The 18,440-nt window shown below is 61.4% G+C and carries 26 protein-coding genes; 13 read left to right on the top strand and 13 right to left on the bottom strand.

Annotated features, from left to right (window positions below):
• Positions 1-368: 368 nt before the first annotated feature.
• The 9 genes from HV681_RS06585 to HV681_RS28015 all read right to left on the bottom strand — a co-directional run bounded on the left by HV681_RS06585 (position 369) and on the right by HV681_RS28015 (position 4,919).
• Positions 369-1,031, bottom strand: a complete 663-nt coding sequence (locus HV681_RS06585) for a hypothetical protein (RefSeq protein ID WP_175122315.1) — start codon at positions 1,029-1,031, stop codon at positions 369-371.
• Positions 1,031-1,453 carry a putative PDDEXK endonuclease gene (locus HV681_RS06580; protein ID WP_254594901.1) on the bottom strand — a complete coding sequence of 141 codons (423 nt, stop codon included), beginning with the start codon at positions 1,451-1,453 and terminating at the stop codon, positions 1,031-1,033. Before HV681_RS06580 ends, HV681_RS06585 begins: the two co-directional genes overlap by 1 nt.
• Positions 1,450-2,208: a replication protein P gene (locus HV681_RS06575; protein ID WP_175122314.1), complete on the bottom strand. Its 759-nt coding sequence runs from the start codon at positions 2,206-2,208 to the stop codon at positions 1,450-1,452. The genes HV681_RS06580 and HV681_RS06575 overlap by 4 nt, the downstream gene beginning before the upstream one ends.
• Positions 2,180-3,025: a phage replication initiator YdaU family protein gene (locus HV681_RS27820; protein WP_254594900.1), complete on the bottom strand. Its 846-nt coding sequence runs from the start codon at positions 3,023-3,025 to the stop codon at positions 2,180-2,182. The genes HV681_RS06575 and HV681_RS27820 overlap by 29 nt, the downstream gene beginning before the upstream one ends.
• Entirely contained in the window at positions 3,022-3,498 is a 477-nt protein-coding gene (locus tag HV681_RS06565) for a nuclease domain-containing protein (RefSeq protein WP_175122313.1), read from the bottom strand. Before HV681_RS06565 ends, HV681_RS27820 begins: the two co-directional genes overlap by 4 nt.
• Complete coding sequence (locus HV681_RS06560; RefSeq protein WP_175122312.1) at positions 3,489-3,794, bottom strand: hypothetical protein; 306 nt, start codon at positions 3,792-3,794, stop codon at positions 3,489-3,491. The genes HV681_RS06565 and HV681_RS06560 overlap by 10 nt, the downstream gene beginning before the upstream one ends.
• Entirely contained in the window at positions 3,787-4,062 is a 276-nt protein-coding gene (locus HV681_RS06555; RefSeq protein WP_175122311.1) for a hypothetical protein, read from the bottom strand. The genes HV681_RS06560 and HV681_RS06555 overlap by 8 nt, the downstream gene beginning before the upstream one ends.
• A gap of 26 nt (positions 4,063-4,088) precedes the next feature.
• Positions 4,089-4,532: a phage regulatory CII family protein gene (locus HV681_RS06550; protein ID WP_175122310.1), complete on the bottom strand. Its 444-nt coding sequence runs from the start codon at positions 4,530-4,532 to the stop codon at positions 4,089-4,091.
• A 150-nt stretch (positions 4,533-4,682) separates the two neighbouring features.
• On the bottom strand, positions 4,683-4,919 hold the full coding sequence (locus tag HV681_RS28015; protein WP_175122309.1) for a transcriptional regulator: 237 nt from the start codon (positions 4,917-4,919) through the stop codon (positions 4,683-4,685).
• 71 nt (positions 4,920-4,990) lie between these two features.
• Between HV681_RS28015 and HV681_RS06540 the strand changes: the two genes are divergently transcribed.
• Positions 4,991-6,016 (top strand): S24 family peptidase, encoded by a 1,026-nt coding sequence (locus tag HV681_RS06540; protein ID WP_217467830.1) that lies wholly within the window; start codon positions 4,991-4,993, stop codon positions 6,014-6,016.
• Between the two features lie 378 nt (positions 6,017-6,394).
• Here HV681_RS06540 and HV681_RS06535 read toward each other — a convergent pair whose 3' ends face one another.
• Complete coding sequence (locus HV681_RS06535; RefSeq protein WP_175122308.1) at positions 6,395-6,739, bottom strand: hypothetical protein; 345 nt, start codon at positions 6,737-6,739, stop codon at positions 6,395-6,397.
• 129 nt (positions 6,740-6,868) lie between these two features.
• On the opposite strand from HV681_RS06535, the gene HV681_RS06530 reads away from it, so the two are divergent.
• Complete coding sequence (locus HV681_RS06530; RefSeq protein WP_175122307.1) at positions 6,869-7,576, top strand: hypothetical protein; 708 nt, start codon at positions 6,869-6,871, stop codon at positions 7,574-7,576.
• A 45-nt stretch (positions 7,577-7,621) separates the two neighbouring features.
• Here the strand turns inward: HV681_RS06530 and HV681_RS06525 are convergent, their stop codons facing one another.
• From HV681_RS06525 to HV681_RS06515, 3 genes are all read right to left on the bottom strand, one after another.
• A complete protein-coding gene (locus tag HV681_RS06525) occupies positions 7,622-7,975 on the bottom strand; it encodes a hypothetical protein (RefSeq protein ID WP_175122306.1) in 354 nt (117 codons plus the stop codon).
• Between the two features lie 260 nt (positions 7,976-8,235).
• Positions 8,236-8,937 (bottom strand): hypothetical protein, encoded by a 702-nt coding sequence (locus tag HV681_RS06520; RefSeq protein WP_175122305.1) that lies wholly within the window; start codon positions 8,935-8,937, stop codon positions 8,236-8,238.
• A gap of 174 nt (positions 8,938-9,111) precedes the next feature.
• Positions 9,112-9,753 carry a hypothetical protein gene (locus HV681_RS06515; RefSeq protein WP_175122304.1) on the bottom strand — a complete coding sequence of 214 codons (642 nt, stop codon included), beginning with the start codon at positions 9,751-9,753 and terminating at the stop codon, positions 9,112-9,114.
• A gap of 178 nt (positions 9,754-9,931) precedes the next feature.
• On the opposite strand from HV681_RS06515, the gene HV681_RS06510 reads away from it, so the two are divergent.
• From HV681_RS06510 to HV681_RS06460, 11 genes are all read left to right on the top strand, one after another.
• Positions 9,932-10,165, top strand: coding sequence for a hypothetical protein (locus tag HV681_RS06510; protein WP_175122303.1), 234 nt, complete (start codon positions 9,932-9,934; stop codon positions 10,163-10,165).
• Positions 10,162-10,434 (top strand): MarR family transcriptional regulator, encoded by a 273-nt coding sequence (locus HV681_RS06505; protein WP_175122302.1) that lies wholly within the window; start codon positions 10,162-10,164, stop codon positions 10,432-10,434. Before HV681_RS06510 ends, HV681_RS06505 begins: the two co-directional genes overlap by 4 nt.
• A 30-nt stretch (positions 10,435-10,464) precedes the next feature.
• On the top strand, positions 10,465-11,463 hold the full coding sequence (locus tag HV681_RS06500) for a ParB/RepB/Spo0J family partition protein (protein WP_175122301.1): 999 nt from the start codon (positions 10,465-10,467) through the stop codon (positions 11,461-11,463).
• Positions 11,460-12,002: a hypothetical protein gene (locus HV681_RS06495; RefSeq protein ID WP_175122300.1), complete on the top strand. Its 543-nt coding sequence runs from the start codon at positions 11,460-11,462 to the stop codon at positions 12,000-12,002. The genes HV681_RS06500 and HV681_RS06495 overlap by 4 nt, the downstream gene beginning before the upstream one ends.
• Positions 12,002-12,211 carry a hypothetical protein gene (locus HV681_RS06490; RefSeq protein WP_175122299.1) on the top strand — a complete coding sequence of 70 codons (210 nt, stop codon included), beginning with the start codon at positions 12,002-12,004 and terminating at the stop codon, positions 12,209-12,211. The genes HV681_RS06495 and HV681_RS06490 overlap by 1 nt, the downstream gene beginning before the upstream one ends.
• A 17-nt stretch (positions 12,212-12,228) precedes the next feature.
• Entirely contained in the window at positions 12,229-12,528 is a 300-nt protein-coding gene (locus tag HV681_RS06485) for a DUF4884 domain-containing protein (RefSeq protein ID WP_175122298.1), read from the top strand.
• Positions 12,525-13,442 carry a DNA cytosine methyltransferase gene (locus tag HV681_RS06480; RefSeq protein ID WP_175122297.1) on the top strand — a complete coding sequence of 306 codons (918 nt, stop codon included), beginning with the start codon at positions 12,525-12,527 and terminating at the stop codon, positions 13,440-13,442. The genes HV681_RS06485 and HV681_RS06480 overlap by 4 nt, the downstream gene beginning before the upstream one ends.
• On the top strand, positions 13,439-13,930 hold the full coding sequence (locus HV681_RS06475) for a hypothetical protein (RefSeq protein ID WP_175122296.1): 492 nt from the start codon (positions 13,439-13,441) through the stop codon (positions 13,928-13,930). The genes HV681_RS06480 and HV681_RS06475 overlap by 4 nt, the downstream gene beginning before the upstream one ends.
• Before the next feature lie 70 nt (positions 13,931-14,000).
• Entirely contained in the window at positions 14,001-14,207 is a 207-nt protein-coding gene (locus HV681_RS06470; RefSeq protein ID WP_105240822.1) for a DUF4224 domain-containing protein, read from the top strand.
• A complete protein-coding gene (locus tag HV681_RS06465) occupies positions 14,204-15,238 on the top strand; it encodes a site-specific integrase (RefSeq protein ID WP_254594899.1) in 1,035 nt (344 codons plus the stop codon). The genes HV681_RS06470 and HV681_RS06465 overlap by 4 nt, the downstream gene beginning before the upstream one ends.
• 854 nt (positions 15,239-16,092) lie before the next feature.
• Positions 16,093-18,249, top strand: a complete 2,157-nt coding sequence (locus HV681_RS06460; RefSeq protein WP_175122295.1) for a LamG-like jellyroll fold domain-containing protein — start codon at positions 16,093-16,095, stop codon at positions 18,247-18,249.
• Positions 18,250-18,440 lie beyond the last annotated feature (191 nt).

Below are 18,440 nucleotides of genomic sequence, written 5' to 3'. Positions count from 1 at the left end.
GTCATACGACACCAATCGACAGCTCGCTATCCAGGCAGGAGTCGATCTGACGAAGTTTGCTCAACTTCCAATGTCTGCAAATTTCAAGGCCGAGGCCTCACAAGTTTTTAAAGCGACATTCCAAAAGGTACCCGATACGGCTGCGGCATGCGCGATGCTGAACCAAACTTATATTTGCATTAGCGATGAGAAGCGAGCCAGCGCTTATATGGAGTTTATGCGCGAGACCAACCAGTGTCTTCGACAGTGACGCCTCCAAAAACGCAAAAACCCGCCTGCTTGCGCTTGGCGGGTTTATTTGGACAGACTAATACACCGTATCCGTCAGGGACGTATCTTGGGGCAAAAAACCCCATTCGTCAATTTTTTCACGCGTCCGCGTCCTCCGCAATCCATTTGCACGCCTTCAGCCGATCGCTCAGCGCGCAATAAGCCCGATGGTGCAGTCCCCCGGCTTTTTCGCCTGCGCCCCCGAACAGCCAACGCTTCAGCTTCGCATGATGTGCGGCCGCGGTTTTGTCATCGACCTCAAACCGCTCAGCCAGCTCGGCCAGCGTAACCTTCGCACCTAACAAACGTTGGATGAGCGCCGAGCGGAGACGGCCGTTCGACACGCAGCCGGACAGCGCCCCAGACGCCGCCGCAGTCGTAAGTGTGCTCATCGCATCCTGCCATTCCGGATTGGTCTTGAAGCCGGAGCAGCACGCAATTCCACAAGCGCACGGAATCTGTGAAGGCGCAGCGTGAGCGACCAGGACCGCCTGCTCAATCGGACTGAGCCGGGCCAGTTCTGCACGGATCATGCCCGCTTGCCCTGCCCCATCCAGTCCGGACAGCCCCGGCCCGTCCCCGGTGGACATTCCTGCTGTCAATTCGCCCGACGCAATCCGATTCATGAGCGGCCGATCATACTGCTGCATCGAGTAGTGCAACGCGAAGATCAGCGCCGCATGCGCGCTGGAAAAGAGCGGCACCGCCTTAGCCGCCACGGTCGGCACTGAGGGGACGCGAGAAGGAGTCAAGGTAGTCATCAGATAATCCCCGGGGAATAGGTCACTTTCGCGGGCAGCATTTCCCGCATCCATTGCATTGCTGCTTCCCACCCGAGGGTGACGGTGTGCCGCCCCCGGACAGGAAAAATCTTGGGGTTCACGTCGTGCGCGTCGACCATCACCGTTTCGCCGCGCGCCCGCGTCTGCCTGTAGATCAGCACCGGCACACCACCCGCCCCCGCCTGCTCCACGGCCTGGCGCCACCAAGCGGGCAGACACAAGACATTCGCGTGCTTGCATTCGACGCTGATCCCAGCGAATGCTGGCTCATCGGCCACCACGTCACTATCGCCAGCCTGGTTTCGCACGCGGCGGCGCCAGGTCGTGCCGGTCGCGTCGGTCAGCAGGTTGGCAACCTTGCGCTCAAAGGCCGCGCCCTTGTTCCGTTGCATCGCACTCATGCCCCGCCCCCGGCGTCCATCGGCGCGCCTAATGCGGCCTGCGCCATGCCCAGCACCGCCAGGGATGGCACCCGCCCGCCCTTCCGCTGCGCTTCGGCCAGGATGCGCTTTGCCCAGCGGTGCGGATCGCGGCCAGAGTCGTTCAGGATCGCGCCCGCGCCCATCGCCTTCATTGCCTTCGCTGCCTCTTCGGGCGTGGCTTGCGTGGCACCCGGAGCAGGCAGCGCAACGGCCGGCGCTGGGATGGCCGCCCATTCGCTTCGGCTCAGTTCCTCCGAAAGCGAACGCTCCCACCGGGACTGCATGACCGAGTAACCGCAGTTCAACAGGTCATGCGACCCGACACGGACAGCGGCCCAGTACACCGCCGGATGGGTCCATTGGCCCATTTCGCCACGGCGGCGTGCTGTCATCCCTGCAACGGCGTCGTGAAAGGCGTTCTCAGGAATCAGACCCGGACGGCATGCCCGGATGAACTCGCCCACTGCGGGCGGCCAGTCGGGGAACATGCGGCGGCAGGTGCGCAGCCCTTCGGCCACTTCCTGCGGCGTCACGCGATCATCGTCCAGCGCCTCGGCCCATGCCGCCTTCCAGTTCTCGATGCTCTGCATGTCCGGGAAGTCCTTCAGCCAGCGCCCCCCGTACGTGCCCGACAAGCGATTCCAAAGGTGGTCGATCAGCGAAATGCCTTCCAGCTTCGCCAGCGGCACGGCCCAGCCGGCTCGCTCACTCGTCGATTGTGCGACCGTCGTCATAGTCGGGGCCTCCATGGGTGCGATTGCGATTTACGTAGTCGGTCGGGTTGAACTTGCCGGGACGCTGCGCGCCCCCAACTGCGGTGCCACTCGGGGCGAACAGGCCTTGCCAGCTTTTGCCGATGGCGTTTTCGATAACTGCGGCGGGCGTGTGCCCCTGCTGGCGAAAGGTCGCCAGGTCCTTGACCTGCTGCCGTGCAGCTTCCTCGGTCAGTGGTTTGCGCAACTGCACGCGGTGGCGCACCCAGCGCTCCCACAATTCCGCATCCAACCAGGCGGGCAACTCCACACGCATCGGATCGAATCCCGACGAGCGCTTGCGCGCGGGTGACGGTTCTTGACGGTTCTTCTTTTGGTTCTTGACGGTTATATGCGGGTGCAACCCACTGCACCCTTTTGCGTCGTCGTTTGCACCCTTTGCGCCGTCAGTTGCACCCTTTGTGCTGCCGTTTGCACCCTTTGCCGTGCCATCCGAAAAGGGTGCAATTTTTTCGTCTGCCCCTTTTTCGTCTTTCTTTGCAGGCGGAATTGCTTCTCCCCCGGCAAGCCACTCCGGCGAAATCCGATACTCCGAAGCTTGGCTGCGCCCACCGTTCCCAGAGTTCACAGCAATCAGCCAGCCGGCTTCGCGCATGCTCTTCAGTTGATACTGCACCGCGCGGACGGACTGGCGGGTCTTGACGGCCAAGGTCTCCACATAGGGAAAAATGTGCGTCCCGTCATCGTGCGCGTGGTCCGCCAGGGCAAGAGCAAGCAGCAGCTCGCCCCCTCCGTTGCGGTAGCGCTCGAACACAGCGCCGAATACCTTTGCGCTCATTGCGCACCTCCATACAAAAGTTGATACCCGCGCTCCGCCTCTTCGGGCCACTTGCCCATAGCGATGATTCGCAAGCGCGTAAGGCGCAAGCCGGGGATGAAATAGGTGAGCTTCTGTTCCAGCGGTGCTGGCGATTGGTCTATGAACCAGTGGCAAGGCCCGCAGCCGAACGCAATGGCCCAGTCGTGCGCCTTGATGCCCTTCCCCTTGCCGTCGCGCAGCAGGTTGGAATGGCAGGCCACAGTGGTATCGGTGCCGCCCTGGCAGTACCTCGGCACGCGCAGCAAGCATTCCTCGCCTTCGGCAAGGTCCAGCAGCGCCTGGTTGCGGTAGACGGTCTTGGGCGGCTTCTTGCCCTTTTTGCGCGCCTTCATGGCCGCACGTGGTGGCGGCATAGGCGTTGCGCGCATCATCGGCGCACTACGCTTCAACGGCGTCTTCTGCCGGAGCGGCGTCTTTCGCGTCAGCGACATGCCGCCCCCGCCTGATTCTTGGCGCGCCACCAGGCCGGGAACTTCCAACCGTTCGTGTGGCGCTCCACCAAGCCGGCCCGCGCGGCGTCGAAAAGAAACGAGTCGACCGCGCAAGCCGCCGCCTGTGCCCGCGTCGTGCTGGACCAAGGATCGACGGCCTTCATCGCGGGTGCCACAATGCCGCGCAAAGCCTCAAGGTCAACCCGCCCGCGCGTGTCGATGATGGCCTGCTTGACCTGCTCCACCGTTTCGGGCGGCACGCGGTAGCCCCGGAACATATGCAGGCAGTCAGCCATAGATGCCGCTCCACTCCACGAACGGCTTGCGGACCGCCTCATGAAACAAGCTGGCCGCCTTGGCGTTGTGGTCCAACTGGGCGCGGCTGGTGATCCCGCAGATGTCGCGGACGTACTGCGCCGCATGCTGGCTCGCCGACACGCCATCAGGGGCGGCGCCGATGCGGGACACAACCCACCGCTGGAACTTCGCGCCGTTGCACATCATTGCAGCCGCGCGCGACAGCGCCGCCCCCTTGCGCTCCGTGGACGGCACACGAGGCCGCACGGGTACACCGGATGTTCCGCGCTGCATCATTGCTCGGCCATCCCGCTAAGGCGGCGCGCGACGCCTGCGACCGCTTCCATCAGGGCGCGGCCCGCAGCATTCACGCGCTGCATTTCCTGCTGGTCAACGCCGCCATCAGCCAGGGCGTCGTACACCTCATGACCGAACTTGCCATGCGCGATCATCAGCGCCGCGACCTGCTCGAGCACGGACATGTCGCTCTCGCCGCAGGACTCGGGCGCCTTGACCAGCAGATAGCCGTTGCCATGTGCGAAGGCCGCCAGGATGCGCACATCCCCTGTCATTCGCACAATGCGGTCGGCCTCGGCCAGCGTCAGGTGATGCGTGGTGTTGTTGGGATTGACCTTGTTGCGCAGGACGGCCGGCGACATGCCGATAACCGCCCCCAGCGCCTCGCTGCCGCCCTTGTAGTCATGCACCGTCAAATCGGCCGCAGTGGTGATGTTCATATGTGAATTTCCTGAACGTATCTATTGCTGAGCAGCGGCCCTACGATGCGCTGCATGGAAAACGACACTCAGACGTCAAGCGGTCCGATCTGGACCTTGTCAGTAGGATTGGGGGCGGCGGCTACTTCAGGCGCTTGGTCCGCGTCAGCACTACACATGCGACACCTCCTTGAGTTCAGGCCAAATTCGGTCCCAGCAATCCGGCATGAGGTCCTTGCGCCGAACGGCACCCGACGTTTCCCGCTCAATCGCCACGCAGCGCTCTGCTGATATAGGCGAGAAGCCGGATGCCATCTGGGATAAGTAAGAGGGCGAGACGCCAATCGCCTTGGCCAAACTCGCCGCCGTGCCGCGCGGGCTACTGTTTATGTAGGTCTTCAGGTCCATGCGGCGAGTTTAGTGAGGACTAAACCGTAAGGTCAAGTGTTTACTAATTTAGTGTCCTATAAACTTTCGCCATGACCATCCAAGAAATTCGACGGGCGAACCTCCGTGCCTGGGTCCAACAGAATGGGACTCCGAGCAAGGAGAAGAGCTATTTCTCGCAAGTCCTCTCCGGCACGGCCCCGATTGGGGAACGCGCCGCACGCAGGCTCGAGCGGGATTACCGAATGGGCGAAGGATTCTTAGATGCTGCGTCGGGCGACGCACCCCAGACACCGGAGGCAGTACCGCCCTCCCCGTGGCCTTTTCTGACTATCAAAGAAGAGGATGTGCGGGCCTTGCCGGCGAGCCAGCTGAGCGCGCTGGAAGGTGCTATCTCGCTCGCAATCGCCCAGATGAAACTGGGGATCACAGTGGCCCCGCCTCCCGCCTCCACCGGCCGAACTCCCGTGCGAAGCGGTTTGGTCGACATGGACGCAGCTGACGATGCCTTCCCTATGCGCATCGGCGGGCTGCCGCCTGCGCCGTGGGAAGGTGGGAAAACCACGCTTCAGACCGAGCAAGAGAACAAGATCCGAATCAGCACCCGGACGGGGGTCATCGCAAACGTTGCACCTGGCGATCCTCCCGCGGCTAACGATAAGTTCGAGAAGGTCGCGGAAATGGCCGACGTGCGTCTGGCGGCTGGTGAGGGAATCGAGAACCTAGTCGAGGAAGAAACCGGGACCGTCCAGTTCCGGCGGTCCTTTTTGCGGTCAGTGGGCGCAAGCGCTGGGAAGGCCCGCGTCGTGTATGCAAAGGGAGACAGCATGGAGCCGATCATTCGTGACGGTGCCGCCCTACTAGTCGTGCCCAACGAAAACCTCACCTTGCAGGACGTAGCGGCGGGAGGCGTGTACGCCATCAACTACGACGGCAAGATGATCGTGAAGACGGTGACGAAGGACAGATTAACTAAGCGATGGGTGGCACGCTCGTTCAACCCTGCATATCCGGACATCCCTCTGGAGAACGGCGCGCTCGTCCGGGTGCTCGGCCAGATTGTTTGGGCCGGAACCCGAATCGGGGACGGCGAATCGGGGCAATGGACCCGCTCATAGCAAACAGCAGCGCAACAGCACAGCCACCTTCGGGTGGCTTTTTTTTTGCCCCGCTTTTGGGCGAGTTTAGTTTTTACTTGACGATAAGTTTAGTGTTTACTAATATCCGTCTTAACGCAGCTGTTGTTGCGCCAAAGACCCCACGGACCCGCAGCCAGCAATCAGGGCATCGCCTTAAGCGGGAGACGTCACCGCCACAAAGTCGGAATGGGGAAGGCGAGAACCGCTCTTTAACAATCGAGGCCGCCCGCCCCCGCGAGGGAGGACGGGCGAAACAGGGCAACCGGCGCTTGGCCGACCCCTGAGGGCGTCTGAATGAATAGGCGCCACGCCACTGCCCGCGCATGGGAGGCGACGATATCCCATGCACTCTGTATTTCAACTCTTGTTTCGTGTCCGTAAGCACGACGCATAGATCGTGTCCTCGAATTCCCCCGCAACCGCGGCCTTTGCAGTTTCGTCCGCGCGAATAGGTTCCTTATATGCCTCTTCGATAAGCGTGGAGGAGATTGCAGACCAATAGTCGTCAGCCCTGGATGCCGACTCCATAGCCGCCGACATTCGCACGCCTGCCTGACGCGCGGCCATCACGGCATTCGCAATTTCAGACATCGTTTTGCAGTGAGTTAAGTCTTGCGCTGATGGCGCAGCGACCGCGGCGTTCGAACTGAACGACGCAAGCAAAACGGCAAACGCCGCAAGTTTTTTCGTGAACTGGGTCACCTGTACACCTCCGATTGAGGGAACGAGTGTAACCACCGACTCCGCCGAAAAGCGGGTTTCGGCCAGCGCTGCGAGTCAGCGCTTACCGAAGCACTCCCCCATCAGCGCATGCCCGCGCAAAGGAATCCCATGGAACTGAAAGTCAATATCGACCTGGAAGCAGTCGTCGCCCAGGCAATCGCACCCGAAAAGCTCCAGCCCATTCTGGACATGCACATCACCGAAGCGATCACCGGCGCCATCAGAGCCGCAACAGGCTATCGCAGCAAGTTCAGAGAGGCAGTTGAAGCGCAGTTGATCGAGGCGATGCCTCACGGGCTCCGTCTCGATGACGTGGCGAAGTTCCAGCATGTGCTGAACACGGCGCTTCAATCGGCAGTGCACGGGCAAAACTCAGAAGCTGTGCGCGCAGCCCTCGCCGAAGCAGCGGAAGCTGCCCTTCCGGAAGTGCCTCCCGTCGTCAAGATGTCAGAACTGATGACCGCAGCACGCGAAGGCATGCTGTATTCCGATGAGCGGAAGGCTTTTTACGCCCTCTTCGAAAGATCAAATTCCGGCGGCGGCTGGCTGTATCTGGACGAAAACGAAACGCCCGGAAAGGGCTACGGGATTGACGGCGGGAAGTACAGCGCGAAGTACCACATCGCATTTCAAAAGGACGGCAGCGTCTATGCCTTGCGGCTCGGCGACAAACAGATCACACCGGCGAGCCTGCCAGACGTGATCAGCCATTTCGACGCAATGCTCATGTCGATGTACGTCGGCCGCACCCGTCTGGCACTGGACATGGAACCCGCTGACGTGGAATCGGCAGCTGCCGAGCAATACGACGACTGATCATCATCAAAAAAAGCCGGCAGAGCGCCGGCTTGGACAGCATGCTTAGCGCCAGCGCCAATTTTCGTAAAGGTGCAGTCCCAAGAGGCCGGCGATGGTTCCTGCAACGCAACCCCAAAATCGGAACGTCACCAATGACCACAGCTGATCTTTCGTGAACAAAGGTTCAAAGGAACTTAAACGGCTAACAAATTGCGCTGGATCATCTGCGGTCCACCAGTCCCAGAGCGGCCCGCCTAGAAAGAAGGCGAACAACAATGCTACCAAGCCCCAAAAGGCCGCCGGCTTTTCCCAACTTCGGAACAACAGCCTGCTAAAGGCCGTGATCACTGCCAATACGACGAAAGCCAAAACAAACGACGGGATCCCAGCGCGATACATCTCAAAGTTCGAAAACATAGATTCTCCGGAGGTACTCCTAAGCGACGGCACATTTTCGGAAAACTTAAGAGCATCTCAACGCCACTGGCGACCCAAGACAGACAAACGGAACTCCCCATGACTGCAATGATCATCCGCTTCATCGAAGAAATCATCGACGTCCTGAACTTCAGCGAAACTATCAACAAGTAGCTTTCTGCCCGCTTTGACCTCGACGATACGTGACGCCGTTGACCGCGATATCGAAATTGCCGGCCGGCGTTGCAGGAACGCGGATCTCAATGATCGACCGGAGCGGCATTAAACCGAACCGTTTTGAAGCCGGAGGGAGGCTCAGGGTGGAAGTACGCGATCCTGGAAAGCCGACCTAAATGGCCGGCCACGTCCGTATAGGAAAAATGCAAATGAACGGGCGCAAAGTTGTCTGGTTCAAGGTCAACGAGGTCGAATTGCATTTCATCGCCGTGTTGGAAATCCGGGAACCGCCGGTGACTTGCCGCCACCAGCCTCCCCTGCACCTCAAGGTGAACCTCAACCGCACCCTTTCCTTCGTTGCGACACAGGACTACAAACGTGTAGGTGCCTTCTGCATCGCGATAAGTCTTCTTGAGCGATAGAACGAAGCTAGGCTGCCATGAAGCCTTCCACCGATCGCTATCGGCCTCAAAGGCGCGTGTTTGAGCTTCGACCTGCGCGCGGGAAACTTCGACCAGTGCCTGCTGGTGCTCGACTGATTTTCGAAGTTCCTCCGCTTGCTGCGCTAACGCCATCGTGCTTTGACGGAGTTCCTCGCCTTGTTGGAGGTATCCGAGAATCAGCCATAGAACGGCGAGCGGACCGAATATGCCTGCGAGGTAGTCGCCCACTTCATTCGGGGCTAGCTTGAGAATCTCTTGGCGTCCGTTCCAAGAGAGCAGGACGACCACAGCCAGATAGAGAAACGTGACGATTGCTCCGATAAGCGTGCGACGTCGATCCATTTGTTTTCCCGAAGGCGCGAAAACTTAGCATTCTAAGGTTGATCGGCAGTGCCAGCCCTTCGCGGCGACTTTGGAAAGCGGGTCGGCGCAGCAACGTCACTCGCGCTGAAAGTGACTTTCAGGAACAACACCGGCCTACCGGCCTGCTCTTCGAAACCTGCACTCGCGATCCCATTACAAATCGCGAGCAAGAACGACGGGGGAGTCGTAGCCCTTATAGGCCTCCGTAATGGCCCATATCTTGTCCAGGTCTTTCTTGGCTCGATCTCTATGCCAGCTGAATTGATTAGCGCGTTTGATTAAGTCGGCATAACCACCCTGGTGCGCTGTCGGTCCGGCCTCATCTATTGCGGAAAGGATCTCCAAGCCGTGGTGAATCATGTTCTTCAGGTTGGATAGCGGCAACCCCACATAAGCGTTGGGGATCGTATGCAACGGCACGGCTTCCAGTGCGGCTACGGCTACTTGTAATGGCGCAATTCGACGTCTCGCGTATGGCGCAAGGCCTCCTGTGAGCCCATGAAACTTCAGCTCATCAGCTGTGGAATTGAACGTTCCGAACAACTGGTCCACCAAAGTCGCAATGGCGCGCAACTGCTGCACCCTGAGGTCTGCTGCGCCTCGCGCGGCCTCCCGCAGCTGCACTCGTGCTACCCAGCCTGCGCCGGCAATTGCGGCCACAGAACCAAATGCTTGCATCCAAGCGGCCCATTCATCCGACTTATCCGGGTAGTGCAATGCGAACGCAACGCATAGCCCGACAAAGCCAAGCGCAGTCAATGCTTCGCCGCAAGTAACGGCACGGTCGTTCTCCATAGATCGCCTCCGATTCGCTGCGCATCGTATCCCAACCCTCCCTTCAAGTCAGCATGCCCTCATCCATCTCTGCTCTCAGCTGGGGGCTCGCCCTTTGCGCTTTCGCGTGTTTGGTGCCGGCCCCTCTCGGTGATTATTTTGCCCGCCGCCATGCCGCGGCAGATCCCTGGAACCCGACATGAACACCATCAGCGCAAGCGCGCCCCAGGTGCGCCATCGCCACCCCATCACGATCAAGCAGGCGGCCCGCAAGCTCGGCGCCCTGATCGCTCCCCGCGACCACGCAGGCAAGGGCAACTGGAACGACGACGCGGATATCCCGCTGTGGGCATGGCCCGCCAGCCTGGCGCTGGCCGCGTTCTTCCTCTTCGGTCCGACGATGCTGGGCTGGATGCTGCGGGCGGTCGCATGAACGGGATCGACTTCATTCTGAGGGATCGCACCGGCTGGACGCCCCCGGTCCCGCTGCCTCGTCGGCGCCTGCGCTGGGCAGACCCCAAACAGGAAGCCATGCGCCCCGAGGAACTGGCGTTCATCAAGGACGCCAAGGGTCGCCTCACCGCCAAAGACCTGGGCGAGTGCTACGGCGTCTCGCCCCAGACCATCAGCAACATTTGGAGCGGTCGGTGCCCTGCCGTTCCCGTCCCGCGCCCTACCCGCGTTCGGCTTGAACGCAAGTAGTTGACCGATCACGAACAAATCGGAGCTCCGATGACCGAATCCACCGCCCCCGTTTCCTTCCGGCAGAAGATCCTGTCCAGGGAAATCAAACGCGCCCACGCCATGCAGGCCCGCTACGAGGATCTGCACGTCGAACCCGGCTTTAACCTGCGCACCCCTCTCGATCTGCTGGATGGAGAGGAACGCGAGCGCGCCGAGGCCGACGACGAAGCCCTGTTTCAGCACATCATGGCGGGCGGCAAGATTCCGCCGCTCGAAGTCCGCCCCCGGCCGGCGGGTGGCGTGTGGCTGGTGGACGGCCACCGCCGCCATGCGCAGATCGGCCGCGCGATTGCTGCCGGCGCGCCGCTGCAGGATGAGGACGGCGTCGTCTGGATCGACGTCACGGCCTTCGTCGGCAACGACGCCGACCGCACCGCGCGCATCATCAGCAGCGCCCAGGGCCGGCACCTGACCCCGCTGGAAACCGCCTTCGGCTACGCCAAGTTGGCCGGCTTCAAGTGGGACAACGAGCGCATCAGCCGCCTGGAACAGGTATCGCCCCAATGGGTCGCCAAGATGATCGCACTGGCCCACGCCAACAGCGATGTGCATGCCCTGGTGCGGTCCGGGGCGGTGAAGGCGTCCACTGCCATCGAGGCGGTTGCCAAGCATGGCGAGGGTGCTGGCGCATTCCTGCAAGGTGAGTTCGAAAAGGCCAAGGCCTCGGGCAAGTCCCGTGTGACGCCCAGCACCATCCACGGCCGCGCCCTGCCCCGCAAAGTCGTGTCCCCGCTCATCAGCGGCGTGGACACGTTCATGCAGGGATTGGACGCCAACCAGCGCGCGACCCTTCTGGACATCCAAGAAGGCCGCGTAGCGGCCGAAACCATCACCATCCCCGCCGCCGCGCTGCTCGATCTGTTCCAGGCCCACGGCGCCGTTGAAACGGTCCGCGCCAAACAGGCGGAGAAGCAACGTCGCCAAGCCGAGGCCGCGGCGACAGCCAGCCAGGCCGAAATCCCCACAGCAGAGGATGCCCACGCATGAACGCCCCCGACAACCTTGACGGCCTGGACGACGTCGACCTGGCCGCCCTCTCCACCCGCGTCCTCCATGACATCGTCGCCAAGATGACCCCGGAAGACCGCCAGCGCTATCGCGACGCACTCGACGCCGCCGACGCGCCCCTCCGCAGTTTCCTGGGCGCCGCCCTGGGCACACCTGAAACGTCGCCTTCCGCCCCCGGCAAGAAATGCGCGACTTGCCGCGGCGCATTCTCCGGCATGTCCTGGGACACGCTCTGCCCTTCGTGCTGGGAAGAGAACCTCAGGAAGGATTCGGCCGCACGCCGTGCCCGCGTCGGCAGTGATACACGGAAGCCGGATTTCGCCCGTGCTGAGCAGGTCATGCAGGACTACGTTGCAGATTACGAGATGTGTGGCGAGGACGCGCTCGGGCAGGACGCGCGCTACATCCCCAACGAGGGGGAGCGCGTGTTGATCATTGACGCGATCCGCGGCTTGCTGGCCGAGCCGGAGTTCATCGCCGCCCTTTTCGGCTCTCAGCAGGAAAAGGGGGATGCCTGATGGCCTTCATCCGACTGACCGACTATGACGGCTACCCCCTCGTTCTGAATTCGGAATTGATTGCGTCTGTCTCGGCGGCGCGATCCAGCTATGGCGGCAACCAGGCCAACATTCGAACGGCGGACGGAAAGGTGCATACCGTCAGTGACACTCCCGATCAGATCTATGCGGCCATCGAGGCCGCTCAGCAGCCGGAGGGCCAACGGTGATGTTTCGAACACTTGTCATGCTCCTGGCGGCTGTCGCGCTGGCCGGTTGCACCAAAGATCCCGTTGCCGTGTCCACCACCGACAACCAGGACATTCCGGTTGCGGAACTCTTCACCCACAAGGGCATCACCGTCTACCGCTTCACCGATGGCGGCCGCTGGGTCTACTTCACCAGTACCGCTTCCCATGTGACCGCGCAGCACTTAGAGAACTGCGGGAAGGCCTGCACGCGGTCCGTGACCGTCGAAACAATGGGCAGCGCTAGCCCTAGCCGACCCGACGTCGATCACAGCACAGATAGGCGGCCCACACCGTGAAAACCGCCATCGACCTTTTCGCAGGCCTGGGCGGCAATTCCGAGGGCGCTCGCCGCGTCGGCGTGCAGGTGGTTTGGGCTGCCAATCACTGGCGCGCTGCGGTGGACACGCACGCGGCCAACCATCCGGATGCGCAGCACGTCTGCCAAGACCTCCACCAAGCCGACTGGACCCGGGTGCCGGCGCATGACCTGCTGATTGCGTCTCCTGCCTGCACTGGGCACACCCCGGCCCGAGGCAAGGAGCAACCGCACCACGACGCCGCGCGCGCCACTGCATGGGCGGTAGTGTCTGCCGCTGAATGCCACCGTCCGCCCTTCGTGCTGGTGGAAAACGTGCCGGCCTTCGCACAGTGGCAGCTTTACCCGGCGTGGTGCGCGGCGATGCACGCCCTGGGCTACGCCCTGTCGCCCGTCATCTGGGACGCGGCAGATTGCGGCGTGCCGCAACACCGCCAGCGCATTTTGATCGCGGCCACGCGCAGCAAACATCCTATCCAGCTTTCGGCCCCCACCCTGCCTCACCGCCCCATCCGGGAGGTGATCGACTTCGGCGCGGGCAGTTGGTCCGCTATCGAACGCGCCGACCGTTCACCCAAGACCCTGGCGCGCGTCCGGGCAGGCCGTAGCCAGTACGGCGACCGCTTCGTCATGCCGTACTACGGCTCCGGCTCGGGACTTACCGGCCGCTCGCTGGACCGCCCGCTGGGCACCATCACGACCCGCGCACGCTGGGCGCTTGTGGACGGCGATCGCATGCGAATGCTCACGACCGCTGAGAATCGCGCCGGCATGGGCTTCCCAGACGACTACCACCTCCCAAACAACCAGGCCCTGGCGCTGCACATGCTGGGCAACGCCAACCCGCCGCCGCTGGCTGCATATGCCATCGACGCAATCAGGAAAGCAGCATGACCGACCACACCCCCGCCTCCCAGGCAGCAAGCACGAACCAGCTGAGCAATGAATACGTCAATGCCGTGATCCAGCAGCACGGCTACCAAAGCCCGGAAGCCGTGATTGCGCGGCTCAATCAATGGATCGGCCTGCACGGTGGCGAAGACTCCGTGACGCTGCTCATGTACGAAGCCCAAAAGGTGCTGTCCAAGCTGCGCGCGCCCGTAGCCGACGACCTGACCCATCGACTGCGCTGCAAGTATGCGATGGGTCCGATGATCAACGGCGAGCCTGAGTTTGGATGGCGAGATTGCAGCGGTCCAGCACCAGAAGGAATGCGTCTTCCGTCCCTGATCATGCTGGAAGCTGCGGCAGCGATCGAGCGCCTGTCCGCCCAGCTCAGCGAGTGCGCCGAAACCCTCGGGGCCGACAAAATCGACGAGCAGCGCGCGATGCGGGCTTATGCCGACGTCAAAGCACTTTTGGGACAAATGACTCATTTATGACGCATTCGACGCATCAATGTTTCGTTATTGGATCGTCCCACCTAACTGCGGGCTTCACTCTGGAGGCGATATGGACCCGATCTTGTCCGACGCCGCGCTGCAACGGCTGACCGGCTACGCCCAGGCAGCGGCACAGCAACGCGTCTTGAACGAATACGGCATCCCCTACAAGGTGGTGCGCAAACACAACATTGTCTTGGTCGCACACGTGGCCGCTTGGGTAGAGGGCCGCCCCACGCCGCGCCACTCCGCCCCCAATCTGTCCGCTGTCTCATGACCAACAAGTTCCCGAATCTTCGTTCCCATACGCGAAAGCGGAAAAGTGGCCGAGTCGTCACGTACTACTTCTATGATCGCCGTTCGGATGGAGAAGCAGATATCCCGCTCGGCACGGACTACGAGCAAGCGGTGGCGAAGTGGGACGAAATTCGTCAGGGTGGCCCACGTATAGTCGGCACGCTTGAAGAAGCATTTGCGGCCTGGGAATCCGACAAGGAAACCGGGCTGCTTTCCTATCAGAACGCCGAAACCCGCGACGGATACACCAAATGCCTGCGTAAGCTGCGGCCAGTTTTCGCTGGTGCAACGTGGGAATCTATCGAACTTGTCCACCTTACTGGCTATCTGCGGCGCCGCACAGCGAAGACCCGCGGCAACCGGGAAATGGCTTTGCTTCAGATCGTCTGGAACTGGGCCCGCAAGGAGGGCTACACAGCCGCGCATTGGCCCGCAGCAGGCCTGGAAAAGTCACGCTGGAAGAACCCGGAGAAGGCTCGCGAGTTCGAAGTTACCGACGACCTTTTCGAGGCCGTCTACTATGCGGGCGACCAAGTGCTGCAAGATGCCATGGATATCGCCACCGCAACTGGCATGCGGATCAAAGACACGATCCTCGTTCCTTTGCCGGACGGCGACCTGTTGCGGCTGCGGGCTAACAAAACGGGGAAGAAGGCAGATTTCGATGTCTCGCTTTCAACGATCCTGCCCGGCTTGATAAAGCGCCGGCGGTCCATCCGCGCGCATCATCAGATGCTGCTCAGCACGGCGACCGGCCGGCCGGTGACGTACACCATGCTGCGCAACCGCTGGGAGTTCGCGCGCGAGCTAGCCGCCTTAAACATGGAAGCGGCTGGCGAACCTCAGCTTGCCGAAGAAATCCGGTCAATGATCCTCCGCGATATGCGCAAGCGCGCTGGCGATCTATCCGAGAGCGATGAAGCAGCCAGTCAACTGCTTCAGCACAGCAGCGTCAACCTGACCAGGAGACACTATCGAACTAAGGTCGCGCGCCTCAAGCCCGTCCGCTAAAACGCGTTCCGCATTTGCAGTTGCTCCCTACGATGAAAGTATGGGAAAAATGCGGAACAGATTGCCTCGAAACCCGCATGGAGACTGGAAACTCGTAAAGGACTCAAAATCCCCCGCCGCAAGGCGTGCCGGTTCGATTCCGGCCCCGGGCACCACGAATTCCATGCGTGTGGCGCTGCAAAAGCGCATCTCTCCACCTTTCCCTTCATAGCGTCGTTCTCCACGATGGCGAGCCGCCCTAGCTGCTAGCTGCGTCCCGACCACCGTTCAGGTCAAAGCCGCAAAAGACACGCCCCGCATTTATCGTCCGACTTGGTCCTGCTTTGGCAACCTCCCGATCTGAGAACCAGCCAAACGCTTGCTGTTTCCTGGCCGCAGAATCAACAATCACTGTAATCGCGCCCAAACCTCTGTAGTCGGCTTGTCCGGCTGCATGTTTGGGCCTTCTCATTTCTGACGAAATCGTCTTAGCTCAGGCGGCATCACCAAAACCGCATAAGACATACGTCGAACTCTCTAGCTTGCTTGCAGAGCGCGGCATGGAGATCGGGGACGCAGGTCGTACTCAATGCATGCTCTCCCAGATCGGCCGGCAAGAAAGGTCCAAGCGCCAGCGCACTCGATCCCCAAACCCTGCCCCGGATGGCATCGCGGCAATTGGAGATATTTGGAGATCCATCGGCGACCGATTACCAGAGCAAGACGATCAGAATTCAGACTCAAGTCAGCGTCTAAACCGTGGTACCGCCAAGCTGCCACACGCGTCCAAACCAACCTAACAATCCCTCGCCAACATTCATCATCCCGTCATCCGCCCTACCTAAGCTTCCCGCTTTTTCTGAAGGGCAGCACAGATGGCGAACGACAAGCACGACGGCAAACTTGAGGTTGCCAATAAACTCGCGGCACTGCCGACCGATGCGGATCCGCGTCGTCGCAGTTTGCTCAAGGCCGGCTTTGGCGCCACGCTGCTGCCCGTAGGCGGTTCGCTGCTGTTATCTGCCTGCTCCAGCGACGACGATGACGACGACATCACGTCGCCCGACACGCCTGGCACGCAACCGCAACCGCAGCCCCAACCCGAGCCGCAACCGCAACCCGTCAACATCTCCAGCTTCGCTGTAGCAGTACTGCCGGACACGCAGTTCTATTCGCGCTACGCAACCGACGCCGAAAACCAGCAGTTCATGCGCAAGTACGGCAGCGAGCCGTTCAAGGCGCAGACGCAGTGGGTGGCCGATCATTCGAAGTCGCTGGGCATTCCGTTCCTGATCCACTTGGGCGACGTTGTCGATCAACAGGGCAAACCGGATCAATGGAAAGTGGCCGATGCCGCCATGGCGATTCTGGAACACGCCAAGGTCCCGTACTCGATTCTGGCCGGCAACCACGACGTGATCCTGGATCGCGACTACGTCGACGCCAGCAGCCAGGCCAGCGCCACGGACGCGCAGCGCAATCTGGCCAACGAGCCCTATTTGAAAACCTTCAGTGCCGATCGCGCCAAGAACCAGGCCACGTTTGGCGGCCGCGATCCTAGCGGCTTCCACGAATATCACGTGTTCGAAGCCGAGGGCCAGAAGTTCATGGTGCTGTCGCTGTCGTGGCGCATCTCCGATGACGCGTTGACCTGGGCCAACCAGGTGATTCGCGCGAACCCGACACTGCCGGTGATCCTGGTCAACCACCAGTTGCTGAACATCGACAAGGATGGTGTCACGCCGCTGGAAGTGCCCTACGGGCTGATGCTGTGGGACAAGCTGATCCGCGACAACGATCAGATCTTCATGACGCTGAACGGCCACTATCATGGCGCCGCGCATCTGACCAAGACCAATGCGTTCGGCAATTCGGTCGAGGAAATGGTGGTGGATTATCAGATGGCCTATCAGGGCGGCAACGGCCTGATGCGTCTGTACGAATTCGACCTCAGCAACAACGAGATCCGCGTGCTGTCGTTCTCACCGTGGGTGCCGCAAAAGCCGAAGAACACGCTCAACACGTTTGACCAGGCCATTCTGACCGGCGCGAACGAGCAGTTCACCATCAAGATGGATTTTGCGAAGCGCTTTGGCGGCTTCAATAAGGAATTCAAGGCGGCTACGCCGTCGCACACCGCGCTGATCGACCAGGCGCGCGCATTGATTTTGGCGAACTACACGGATCCCGTCGCCGCCGAGCAGAAGCCCGCCGCCGATCCGGATGATTATCCGCAGGTGCAAGGCACGCTGGCGCACTGGCGCTTCTTTGGCGGCACCAACGGACAGCCGGTTCCGGTGGGCGAAGTGATCGCGGACCGCGCAGGTCTGAATCCGATGCGGCGCGCGCCGCTGAATATCGACGGCGTAGCCGGTGCGCAGGTGGGTGATGTGGTCTGGTCCGACGATCACCATTACCTGTCGGCCGCGCCCGGCTCGGTGCGCTTCCTGAACACCGACAAGAACACGGCTCGCATGAGCTACTTCACGACGGATGCCGCGGCCATCATCAACGGTGAAACCGCGACCGACGGCTACACAGTGGAAGCCTTCATCAAGATCGACCGCGACTGGGTCGCTTCCAAGCACGCGTGGATGAACATCATGACGCGTGACGGCAAGCGCGGCGATCTGGCGGGCTTTTCGGGCGGAGATCCCGAATCCCCGCCGCTGCTGTTTGCGGTGTCGAGCCTGCGCGAGATCCAGTGGGAAGTGGTGCCGGACGACACGGGATCGCGTAGTCCCAAGGCAAACTGGTCTGGCGAGATCATCCCCGACAAGTGGATGCACGTTGCCGTGGTGAACGATGACACCACGCACGAAACCATCCTGTACGTGGAAGGCGCGCCGGTTCTGCGCAACACCTCGGGCGCTCGCGGCCTGGCGACGTTGGCGGCCAACATGCCGTGGATCGTCGGCGCCGGTTCGTGGGATGGCGCGCGGGCCGATGGCTTCTTTGGCAGCGTCGGCGAGATCCGTATCGTCGGCCAGGCGCTACAGCCGATCGACTGGCTGACCGCGCGTCGGCGTTGATAGGCGCACGCGCCGCGGCCGGCCTTTGCCGCGGCGCGTGAGCGAGTGAACGCGTTAAATATCGACGTCGGTTCGTTTATGCTCATCATCACTCTTGCCTTGATCATTTTGTTCGCGCAGAGAAAAGCGAGTAATCCAGGCGCAAGACAGGCGCGCCGATTCGATTTTGCGCGCCGGGCACCAGACACCTG

This window comes from Achromobacter animicus (assembly GCF_902859585.1).
GTDB classification, from domain to species: Bacteria; Pseudomonadota; Gammaproteobacteria; order Burkholderiales; family Burkholderiaceae_B; genus Achromobacter; species Achromobacter animicus.
The sequence above is the reverse complement of the archived record's forward strand: the minus strand, read 5'-3'. Positions and strand labels throughout refer to the sequence as shown.

What these genes read in the sequence shown, in the direction of transcription:
- HV681_RS06585 (WP_175122315.1), bottom strand. Translation starts at nt 1,031, where the DNA reads ATGACTACCTTGACTCCTTCTCGCGTCCCCTCAGTGCCGACCGTGGCG.
- HV681_RS06580 (WP_254594901.1), bottom strand. Translation starts at nt 1,453, where the DNA reads ATGAGTGCGATGCAACGGAACAAGGGCGCGGCCTTTGAGCGCAAGGTT.
- HV681_RS06575 (WP_175122314.1), bottom strand. Translation starts at nt 2,208, where the DNA reads ATGACGACGGTCGCACAATCGACGAGTGAGCGAGCCGGCTGGGCCGTG.
- HV681_RS27820 (WP_254594900.1), bottom strand. Translation starts at nt 3,025, where the DNA reads ATGAGCGCAAAGGTATTCGGCGCTGTGTTCGAGCGCTACCGCAACGGA.
- HV681_RS06565 (WP_175122313.1), bottom strand. Translation starts at nt 3,498, where the DNA reads ATGTCGCTGACGCGAAAGACGCCGCTCCGGCAGAAGACGCCGTTGAAG.
- HV681_RS06560 (WP_175122312.1), bottom strand. Translation starts at nt 3,794, where the DNA reads ATGGCTGACTGCCTGCATATGTTCCGGGGCTACCGCGTGCCGCCCGAA.
- HV681_RS06550 (WP_175122310.1), bottom strand. Translation starts at nt 4,532, where the DNA reads ATGAACATCACCACTGCGGCCGATTTGACGGTGCATGACTACAAGGGC.
- HV681_RS28015 (WP_175122309.1), bottom strand. Translation starts at nt 4,919, where the DNA reads ATGGACCTGAAGACCTACATAAACAGTAGCCCGCGCGGCACGGCGGCG.
- HV681_RS06540 (WP_217467830.1), top strand. Translation starts at nt 4,991, where the DNA reads ATGACCATCCAAGAAATTCGACGGGCGAACCTCCGTGCCTGGGTCCAA.
- HV681_RS06530 (WP_175122307.1), top strand. Translation starts at nt 6,869, where the DNA reads ATGGAACTGAAAGTCAATATCGACCTGGAAGCAGTCGTCGCCCAGGCA.
- HV681_RS06525 (WP_175122306.1), bottom strand. Translation starts at nt 7,975, where the DNA reads ATGTTTTCGAACTTTGAGATGTATCGCGCTGGGATCCCGTCGTTTGTT.
- HV681_RS06520 (WP_175122305.1), bottom strand. Translation starts at nt 8,937, where the DNA reads ATGGATCGACGTCGCACGCTTATCGGAGCAATCGTCACGTTTCTCTAT.
- HV681_RS06515 (WP_175122304.1), bottom strand. Translation starts at nt 9,753, where the DNA reads ATGGAGAACGACCGTGCCGTTACTTGCGGCGAAGCATTGACTGCGCTT.
- HV681_RS06510 (WP_175122303.1), top strand. Translation starts at nt 9,932, where the DNA reads ATGAACACCATCAGCGCAAGCGCGCCCCAGGTGCGCCATCGCCACCCC.
- HV681_RS06505 (WP_175122302.1), top strand. Translation starts at nt 10,162, where the DNA reads ATGAACGGGATCGACTTCATTCTGAGGGATCGCACCGGCTGGACGCCC.
- HV681_RS06500 (WP_175122301.1), top strand. Translation starts at nt 10,465, where the DNA reads ATGACCGAATCCACCGCCCCCGTTTCCTTCCGGCAGAAGATCCTGTCC.
- HV681_RS06495 (WP_175122300.1), top strand. Translation starts at nt 11,460, where the DNA reads ATGAACGCCCCCGACAACCTTGACGGCCTGGACGACGTCGACCTGGCC.
- HV681_RS06490 (WP_175122299.1), top strand. Translation starts at nt 12,002, where the DNA reads ATGGCCTTCATCCGACTGACCGACTATGACGGCTACCCCCTCGTTCTG.
- HV681_RS06485 (WP_175122298.1), top strand. Translation starts at nt 12,229, where the DNA reads ATGCTCCTGGCGGCTGTCGCGCTGGCCGGTTGCACCAAAGATCCCGTT.
- HV681_RS06475 (WP_175122296.1), top strand. Translation starts at nt 13,439, where the DNA reads ATGACCGACCACACCCCCGCCTCCCAGGCAGCAAGCACGAACCAGCTG.
- HV681_RS06470 (WP_105240822.1), top strand. Translation starts at nt 14,001, where the DNA reads ATGGACCCGATCTTGTCCGACGCCGCGCTGCAACGGCTGACCGGCTAC.
- HV681_RS06465 (WP_254594899.1), top strand. Translation starts at nt 14,204, where the DNA reads ATGACCAACAAGTTCCCGAATCTTCGTTCCCATACGCGAAAGCGGAAA.
- HV681_RS06460 (WP_175122295.1), top strand. Translation starts at nt 16,093, where the DNA reads ATGGCGAACGACAAGCACGACGGCAAACTTGAGGTTGCCAATAAACTC.